Genomic DNA, 8,734 nt, shown 5'->3' with positions numbered 1-8,734 from the left:
TATGCATACTATAAACTGGTTCTTAAACACTATAATAAGGAATAAAATGTATAATTAATTGCGCTTTTAAAAAGGTTTTCCTCCCGAAAAGAAGTTTTATGTTAAAAAATGAATAATCGGTGAACATGTAAGAAAGCGGTATGTAAAAAAAAGGAAGGTTATTGCCGATATTACTTTTTGAAAAGATTGATTCATAATCGCAATATAATGTTTTACAGACATCAAAAAAAGCCGAATCCTCTAAGGATTCGGCCCTTCTTATTGATTTGCCAGCACGACTGCGATTTTGTCTTCAATGTCTTTTCCGTCATCTTCGTCAAGCAGCCCGTTTTGAAGCACGGAAAAAATAAGCGTATCTCCTGTTTTTGTGTCTGCATAGCCGGCAATCGAACTGACTGATGTTAGTGACCCGGTTTTCGCTTTAATTTTGCCTTCTGCCGGAGTATTCTTCAGCCGGTTCCGAAGGGTTCCTCCCGTCATTCTGTCGCTTGCACCGGCGACAGGGAGCGAACGAAGGAAAGCCGGGTACCACTTTTCTTTCTGAACCGCATACAAAAGCTCTCCGATTTGGCCGGCGGATACGCCGTTAATATGAGAAACGCCGGATCCGTCTCTTGCAATCAATTCATCCGGATTAAGCCCGAACGATTTGAGCTCCGATTTCATCACGTCCAAGCCCTTTTCCCAGCTGCCCTCCCCTTTTTTCACTTTTCCCATTTCCTTGATCAGAATTTCGGCGTGCCCGTTGTTGCTCAGTTTCATAAACGGGATCAATAATTCTGAAAGAGGCATGGATGTCCGTGATGTGACGAGCTGGGTGCGGTGCGGCATTCGCCCTGTTCTGATTTTCCCTTTTACAATTATACCCTGTTCAGTAAGCGCTTGTTTCCATAAATCTATAGCATAGGACGACGGATCCCACACTGCCGCCCATTCTCTTGCCTGTGCCGAGCCGGCAGGTATGGTTCCCTTTATCGTGATCACATTGCCGCCGTGCTCCCGTTCAATCGTCAAATCTTTCTTTTCATCAGAAGCGACGGTTTTCACTTCATTTTTCACACGAACGATGTCCGTATGGGGAGAAATCGAAATGCGCGGCTTTTTACCGGGCTGTTTCGCCGGGCTGATTTCCGCAATCACCGTTCCGGTATCATAATCCTCATTTGGTGAAGCGGTAAGAGCTGATACTTGCGCGCCATAATATTGGCCTTCATCGCTCCACGGAAGATCAACTGAATACCTGGTATCGTCATACCACGAATCATCTCCGACCAGATCTCCTTTAATGACCCGGATGCCTCTGGCTTTGACCTGTTTAGCCATCTTCTCAAAATCAGAAGCCAATAGGGTCGGATCACCTTTTCCCCTGAGATAAAGGTTTCCGCGCAGCTGTTTTCCTTTTACGGCGCCGTCTGCCCGTACTTCTGTCTTAAAGGTGTAATCTTCTCCGAGAACGGAAAGCGCTGCAGATGCCGTCAGCAGCTTCATCAGTGATGCAGGCCTCAGCCGCATATCTTCCTGGCTGCCGAACAGCACCTCCCCTGTTTTTGCTGACCGGACACTGACGCCCGCTGAAACTCCCTTTAAAGCAGGTTCTTCATCCAGAATGTGTTCCAGCTCTTTTTGCAAAGTATTTTTTTGTTCAGCCGCCTTAGCCGCCTCATCAATATAAGGAACTGCGGCAATGACCAAAAGCAGAATCACCGCGCTCAAGCGTTTCACATATGTTTTCAATGTTATCCCGCCTCTTTCCTATTCTTCGTCATGCAAAATGGTGATCCTGGATGACGCAGCCGCTTCTTCGCCCGGTTTCAGAATCTGAAGCCCTGTCAGTGATGCAGGCTGATTCAGATTAAATGCATCTGTAACGGAAGTATAAGGCTCAAGACTGACAAACCCTTGCTTTCCGTCACCGTTATATACCACCCAATGCTTGAAAGACGTGTCTGCTTGATACAAAACGGATAATTGCTCATCCGGATGATAAATAACAGCTTCGTTATTGCCGCCATTCCGTCCGGAAGAAAGAAAAACATCGTCAAACTGTTTATTTTTCAAAGACATCCCCTGACGGAACGCTTCTTTATCAGGCACATCCAATAAACGGCCCGTCGGCACGAAACGTTCATTTAATTCCCACATGCGGTCAGCCGTCAAAAATAGACGGGATCGCTCTTCATTGAAAACAAAAGTTGAATGATAGCCGAGCCCCCAAGGAAAAGCCTCCGTTCCCTTATTCATAATCAGCGCCCGCTGCGTAAACACATTGTCTTTTAAAGTATAGGTCATCCGGACAATGACATCGTGCGGAAATTGTTTATGAACACGGGGAATCTTTGAAAGATCAATTTCTGTTTCGACTGTCATTCCATCCCCCTCTTCTTTCGCTGCCGCCGCTTTCCAATGCTGATTGTGAAGAAAGCCGTGAATATGATTATGTTTATCCTCTTCGTTTATCTCAAATTGATACGCACGGCCGTCAAAACGAAACGTCCCATCCGTAATCCGGTTCGGCGGGAATAAAACGGGAATGCCGTACAGCATCGGTTTTGCGCGGAATTGCTTCGCAGTTTCCGGTTCTCTCAGAAGCCGCATACCGGTTCTTTTATCCCGAAGCGATATGACATTTGATCCCCACTCCGGCACAATGATGCATTCAGCCTGATCAGTCTCCGCTTTTATGGCTGAAGCCCCTAAATAAGTCGTATGTTCAATCGTCATAAGCACCTGCCCTTTCCTTGTTTTCTAGCATGTATAGGAATTCCATTTTCTAAACTCATTTTCCTTCTCTAAAAAAAACATCGCCCGTATGAACTGAGCGATGTGCGGTAAAACCTTATTGAATCAGCCGGGTAATCTGTTTTTTCTTCCATACAAACCGGTAATATCCGTATTGCAGCAGCAGGCTGACGACAAAAGCCGCCGGATAACCGACCCAAATGCCGAGAATGCCGAGATTCGTATAATGAGAAAGAATAAAGGCCACAGGCACTTCAATTCCCCAAATCGCAAAAATGCTGATAATCGTCGGCCATAACACCGTACCGCTCGCCCGCATCGTCGCTGAAACGATCTGAGCGTGACCGAAAATCAAATAGCTCCAAAGGGTAATCATAATCAGATTGCGGGCAATGTGGAGTGTGTCCTGATCTGTTAAAAACAAAGCAAGTATCTGCCGGGAGAAGGTGTAAATCAGCACAATCAAAACCCCGCCGATCAAATAATTCAGGCCGATGCCGACTTTGATGACCTGTTTCAGCCGGCCGAATTGATTGGCGCCAATGGATTGGGCGGCAAAAATGGAAACGGCGATACCAAGGCTTACCGCCGGCATCTGCACATAACTCGCCACTTGGTTGACGACCCCGTAAGCAGCCGTCGCGTTTGATCCGTAATGATTGACAAATGAAATGACCGCAATTTCAGAAAGTGACACGAGAATCATATTGATGCTCGACGGAATACCGAGACGAAGTAAAAGCGCGAGCAGCTTTTTGTCCATTATAAGAGAACGGAGCGCAGTCCGGTCAAATGCCAATGGATGTTTCCTTTTCCGCAAATAAACCATGAGTACGATAAATGTCACGATGTTTGAAATCACGGTTGCATACGCCGAACCGTAAATGCCGAACTTCGGAAGTCCGAAAAGCCCGAGAATCAATAAGGGCAAGAGCCCGATGTTTATGACTGTACTGACGATTAACGTATAAAACGGGGTCTTTGAATCTCCCGTTCCGCGTAAAAATGTCGTATACGCAAAATATAAAAACATCAGCGGCATTGCGCAAAACAAAATGCGCGCATATCGGACACTGACATCTATTACGTTTTCCGGCGTTCCCATCAACCGCAGAATATCAAGCGTAAACACACTGCCGACAACTGCCAGGACAACACCGAGCATAAAGGTAAAAGTCAGTGTAGTGCCGACAATCGCCTTCATCCTCTCTTCGTTTTTCGCGCCGTAAGCCTGCCCGATCAGAATGGAGCTTCCCGAACCGATTCCGATCGTAAAGGAGATCAGCAGAAAAAACAGCGGAAAAAAAGACGATACGGCGGCAAGCGCATCGACTCCGAGCCACCTTCCGACAAATACCATTCCGACCAATTGGCCGACAGATTGCAATACATTGCTTAAAAGCAGCGGCACTAAAAACAGTGACATCGATCGCCAGACTGACTGGCCGCGGCCTTCCGCTGTTTCTAAATGATCTTGTACTTCCATATGTAGGACTCCTTTTTTGATTTTCTTCCATTTTATTATTCAGCAGACAGCTTGTAAAAACCTTTTGTTCAATGAAACTCTTTATCTTTTTCTCGCGTCTTACATGGAAATAAACCATAAAAATAAAAAGTCCGGAAAATATTTCTGAAAAGGTATTGTAATCTTACCGTAATTATTGTAACATTTGTAACATAAGAGAAAGAGATTGATAAGGAGAGATTATATCATGAAAAAATGGCTATTATTCCTCACTACTATTACATTGATTCTGTCATTGGGCACTGCGGCGACCGCAAAAAATGCACCTAATGACCTTACACAAAAACAAGCACTTCAGCTGGCCCTTTCAGCGAGAGAACATTTCTGGAACACAATGAGCGGCGGTGCGCTTAAATCAAACGCAAATTGCACATCTGAACCGTTTGAATATCAAAATCTGCAATATGTATTTATGTGCAAAGACCTCGGAACAAAAGCGAAAGCCGTAAAATATCTGACACCCGCTTTTACAAAGCAAGCGATTGACAAAGGGCTCAAAGATTACCACTTCGCTGTAAAAGACGGCAAATTGGCTGTTCCGGTCGGCGACGGAGATAACCTCCTGAATTGGAAAAAAGCAAAAATGACCCTTCTTTCTAAAAAAGGAAGCATCCAAACATACCGCTTCACTGTACCGACTCTTGACGGTTCTCCGTCAGCAAAACGCGATGTAACATTCGTAAAAGAAAACAACGTTTGGAAAGTCAATCAATTTGATGCTGTCATATAAGGAAAAAGCCCGCTTACAGCGGGCTTTTTTCAATGATATGCTGGCATATTATAACGGAAGGCTGTTTTTCAGAAGCAGTTGACGGTTAAGAAGAAACAGCTTATGGGAGGAACTCTGTGAAGAAGATAATCGAATATCCTTGATTTTTTTTAAAAAACAACACGGCCGCAAAAACACTTGCATAGCAATGTGCAAAATTTGTGCAAAACATAAATTTCCACCAGGTTTTCACAAAATATTCAACTCAAAACCCCCTTGTATAACAAGGGGGTTTCTGTTTTACCGACATTATTAAGCTGCGCCTATCTCATACAAAAACGCTCTAGGAGAACGTACAATATACCTCTATATTCGTTGATATATAAGCTTTTTAAACAATACTTGTGCTAAATTTGTGAAAAATATTTTAAGTGTTTTTATCTGTGTAAATTTCGAATTCTTAAAGATATTCATTTTACTCCGAGTTTCAACGTGGTAAAATTTTGAATAACATTTTATCGCGAAAGGATATGAGCATGAAAATCTTTGAAGCAACCACCCTGCTTTCTGCCGCTAAACAACGCGCAAACGAATATAAAGAACTCCGCGGCCAGATGGTTAACCTGAAAAAAGCATTTCAAGGCATGGCTGATCTCGGTGACGGCGATTTCTCTGGCCGGGGCGCAGATAACATCAAAGCCTTTTTCCAGGACCACGCCGGCGTCACAGACAGCTGGCTTGATCTGATCGATATGAAAATCGCATTTCTCACAAGCCTTCCCGGCAAAGTCGAAGACGCAGGCCTTTCCGAATCTCATGTAGAAGAATCTTTTCTCGAGCACGAGCTCACCCATGCCCTCAGTAAATCAAAGGCGATTATGGAAGAGCAGAAAAAGGACATGCGCTCCATCCTCGGAGAGATCGAAGACATCATCTCGCTTGATCTGTTTTCAACCGAAAACATGGATCAGAAGCTCTCTTCAGCTGACAAAAAAAGAAGCGAAACCATACATAAGCTCGGCAAGCTTGATCACGATCTAACGAAAGAATACGCAGAAACCGAAGCGAACGAACAGTTCATCCAAGCTGACTTCCAGCAGCTTCAAAACGCCACGGGCAAAGGAAAAAGCGCAACTCCGCTTCATTACAATGCCAAGGCGTACCGTGAAAGCGACATCCATAAGAAAAAAGGCGAGATTGCTAGGCATTCGGATGCTTACCTTACGATTAAGAAAGAAGAAGCAAGAGAACGTGAGGTTGAAAAACTAAAAGAAAGGCTAAACAATTTCGACTATGCGAATGCCGATGAGTTCTACTCAATGGCTAAAACAATCGGCTATGAAAACCTGACAAAAGAACAGCAGCGTTATTTCACTCAAATTGAAAACACGCAAGAACTCACAGACGGTTTCAAAGGGGTTGCAGTCGGCCTTTATGATGTTGGGAAAGATACTGTGTTAGGTCTGAAAGACCTCGCTGTCGGCGCCTGGGACTTTTATCAGCTCTCTGATGAACAAAAGGTTGTTAAAACGATTTCTACCGTATTGAATACTCCGTCTTACGCAAAAATCATATGGACAAACCTAGCCGATTCGTGGAATGATCAAATGGTGAATGGTGATACGTACTCTAGAGCGCACTATGTCTCCTATGCGGTGGGCAGCCTTGTCGGCCTGAAAGGTGTGGGCTCGACGGTTAAAGTATCAAACAAACTCGCAAAAACAGGCTTCTCCAAGGTGGGAAAATTATTGGAGCCTGGCGCTGCAAGCCATGTACACACAGGAATAAAGAACGGAACAGACTATATCAACTCTTTATTGAAAAATAAAAACGAACCTGCCCTTGTTGGAATAGCAAAAGATATTGAAAACACCCATAATGTAAAAAACACCCCGCTTTTAAAGAAAGAAATTCAAAAAAAGCAAGATATGCTGACACAGGCCGCGCCGTTCACACATAAAGATGCCTTTGGAAATACAGTAACAACTAACTTAAAAAATGGTCATTTAAAAAATGATGTGCATCCTATAACAGGTATACCCTATGATAAAAATGGTTTTCCAATATTTGAGCCCGTTGCAGAAGTGAAAATTGATAAGTCATTATATCTTGAAAAAGATACTGTACAGTTTAAAAAAGCAACCGAACTCCTGTTGCAAGAAATCAACAAAAATCCCGAGTTGAAAAATCACTTTACAGAAATGCAGTTGAAGCAAATTTTAAAAGGGAAAAAACCAAAAGGGTTTACGTGGCATCATCATCAAAATGAAGGTATAATGCAGCTAGTTGATTCAGATATACATGGTAAAACAGGTCACACTGGTGGAAGAAACATCTGGGGCGGAGGTTCCGAATACAGATAAAAGGAGAGTAATAACATGGTTGAATGGGATTTCGGAGAACATCCTATCAGTAACGAAGAAATTCAAGAAGTAGAAAATACGCTACAAGTAAAGTTCCCAAAAGATTACTTAGAATATGTCAAAAGTTATTCTGGCGCAACACCAACTCCTGAGACTTTTGATTTTGAAGGAAGAAAAGGGATTGCTTTCGGATACTTACATAGTTTTCATGAGGATAGTGAGTCATACATAATTAACGTTTCTAATCGTTATCGAGACGGCAGAATGCCTGATAAAGTAATTCCTATTGCGGATGATGTGTTTGGTAATGAGATCTGTTTCGATTTTAGAAAGAATCATAGTAATCCCCCTCTTGTTTTTTGGGATCATGAAATTGCATTTGAAAATCCAGAGGGTGCTCTGAGTCATATATGTAATTCGTTTACGGAATTGGTAGATAAGCTCTACGAAGAATAGAAACAAAAAGTCCATATAAACAAAGCCCTTCCCTTTTGAGAAGGGTTTTTTGTTATTTCGATAATATTTCCAGTATTGCTTTTGTCTTCGGTTCGCAATTCCAATCATTATCAAATCCTTTACAAAGCATAGAAATGAATCCTCCTTTGCTTTAAAATGTAAACGTTCGTTTTAAAATAAGAGGGGGATCATATGATTATTCTTGGTATTGTTGCAACATTAGCAACCTTTGTCTTTATTACAGCATTGATTTTTATCTTCTTTGAAAAAACTAAGAAAATAGGTAAACAAATAGCTCCAATAAGCCTTGTTTTGGCTTTATCTCTTTTTTTCATTATGGGTGCGTTGAATCGAGAGTCTCACGAAACCAAAACTGAGGATGTCACTGCTGCCACAGAAAGTACAGAAGAGGAGCCAATGTATTCTGAAGACGAGGAAGACTCTGACGTCCGGAGTGTTGAAGATAACCAAAAAGAATTTAACTTCAGTCCTGAAGAATTTGTACAGTCTTTCAATGAAGCGACTCGAGATATTGAAAGTGATGAAGATATTGAATCCTCTGGTCTCAATCGTATTAATAAAGATAATATCGGAGACTTTGAACTTACCGAAGCCAAAGATGGTACAATTTACACCAGAGAACTGAAAACAGAAACTGATAACTCCGGTGGAACTTTCACTTTGGAAGCATGGTATGACAAGAATCATAAATTCTACCGTTTACATTTATCCACTTCTGGTTCAGATAATATGGCTTCTCAAATAGGCCTGGTTAATACACTTACGGTTTTTCATGCTTTAGGAATTGATATTAAGCATGTAAACGACCTTCTAAAAAGCGAGCAAAATACACTTGAGGTATTTGATGGTGACTATCTTGTTACACTAGCTAAAATTCCTCAAATGTCGTTAATTATAAATATTGAACCAAAATAAAAGCCC

General features: G+C 42.4%; 7 protein-coding genes. 4 read left to right on the top strand and 3 right to left on the bottom strand.

Annotated elements, in window-relative coordinates; genetic code table 11:
* Positions 1-258: 258 nt before the first annotated feature.
* The 3 genes from dacB to BZ167_RS19965 form a co-directional block, all read right to left on the bottom strand.
* On the bottom strand, positions 259-1,734 hold the full coding sequence (gene dacB / locus BZ167_RS19975; protein ID WP_061860611.1) for a D-alanyl-D-alanine carboxypeptidase/D-alanyl-D-alanine endopeptidase: 1,476 nt from the start codon (positions 1,732-1,734) through the stop codon (positions 259-261).
* 18 nt (positions 1,735-1,752) lie between these two features.
* Positions 1,753-2,721 carry an aldose 1-epimerase gene (locus tag BZ167_RS19970; RefSeq protein WP_061861482.1) on the bottom strand — a complete coding sequence of 323 codons (969 nt, stop codon included), beginning with the start codon at positions 2,719-2,721 and terminating at the stop codon, positions 1,753-1,755.
* A gap of 115 nt (positions 2,722-2,836) precedes the next feature.
* Positions 2,837-4,225 (bottom strand): MATE family efflux transporter, encoded by a 1,389-nt coding sequence (locus tag BZ167_RS19965; protein WP_064115578.1) that lies wholly within the window; start codon positions 4,223-4,225, stop codon positions 2,837-2,839.
* Between the two features lie 226 nt (positions 4,226-4,451).
* On the opposite strand from BZ167_RS19965, the gene BZ167_RS19960 reads away from it, so the two are divergent.
* The 4 genes from BZ167_RS19960 to BZ167_RS19945 all read left to right on the top strand — a co-directional run bounded on the left by BZ167_RS19960 (position 4,452) and on the right by BZ167_RS19945 (position 8,728).
* Entirely contained in the window at positions 4,452-4,994 is a 543-nt protein-coding gene (locus BZ167_RS19960) for a DL-endopeptidase inhibitor IseA (RefSeq protein WP_061860613.1), read from the top strand.
* A 515-nt stretch (positions 4,995-5,509) separates the two neighbouring features.
* Positions 5,510-7,336, top strand: a complete 1,827-nt coding sequence (locus BZ167_RS19955) for a T7SS effector LXG polymorphic toxin (RefSeq protein ID WP_039251312.1) — start codon at positions 5,510-5,512, stop codon at positions 7,334-7,336.
* 15 nt (positions 7,337-7,351) lie between these two features.
* Positions 7,352-7,792 (top strand): SMI1/KNR4 family protein, encoded by a 441-nt coding sequence (locus tag BZ167_RS19950; RefSeq protein WP_024085400.1) that lies wholly within the window; start codon positions 7,352-7,354, stop codon positions 7,790-7,792.
* Positions 7,793-7,984: 192 nt separating this feature from the next.
* Positions 7,985-8,728, top strand: coding sequence for a hypothetical protein (locus BZ167_RS19945; RefSeq protein WP_039251310.1), 744 nt, complete (start codon positions 7,985-7,987; stop codon positions 8,726-8,728).
* Positions 8,729-8,734: the final 6 nt, after the last annotated feature.

Source organism: Bacillus sp. 275 (assembly GCF_001999205.1).
GTDB lineage: Bacteria > Bacillota > Bacilli > Bacillales > Bacillaceae > Bacillus > Bacillus velezensis.
Note: the sequence above shows the minus strand (reverse complement) of the source record. Positions and strands in the feature narration are given on the sequence as shown.

Excerpts from the sequence above, each read along its gene's own strand:
- BZ167_RS19970 (WP_061861482.1), bottom strand. The coding sequence starts at position 2,721 with ATGACGATTGAACATACGACTTATTTAGGGGCTTCAGCCATAAAAGCG.
- BZ167_RS19965 (WP_064115578.1), bottom strand. The coding sequence starts at position 4,225 with ATGGAAGTACAAGATCATTTAGAAACAGCGGAAGGCCGCGGCCAGTCA.
- BZ167_RS19960 (WP_061860613.1), top strand. The coding sequence starts at position 4,452 with ATGAAAAAATGGCTATTATTCCTCACTACTATTACATTGATTCTGTCA.
- BZ167_RS19955 (WP_039251312.1), top strand. The coding sequence starts at position 5,510 with ATGAAAATCTTTGAAGCAACCACCCTGCTTTCTGCCGCTAAACAACGC.
- BZ167_RS19950 (WP_024085400.1), top strand. The coding sequence starts at position 7,352 with ATGGTTGAATGGGATTTCGGAGAACATCCTATCAGTAACGAAGAAATT.
- BZ167_RS19945 (WP_039251310.1), top strand. The coding sequence starts at position 7,985 with ATGATTATTCTTGGTATTGTTGCAACATTAGCAACCTTTGTCTTTATT.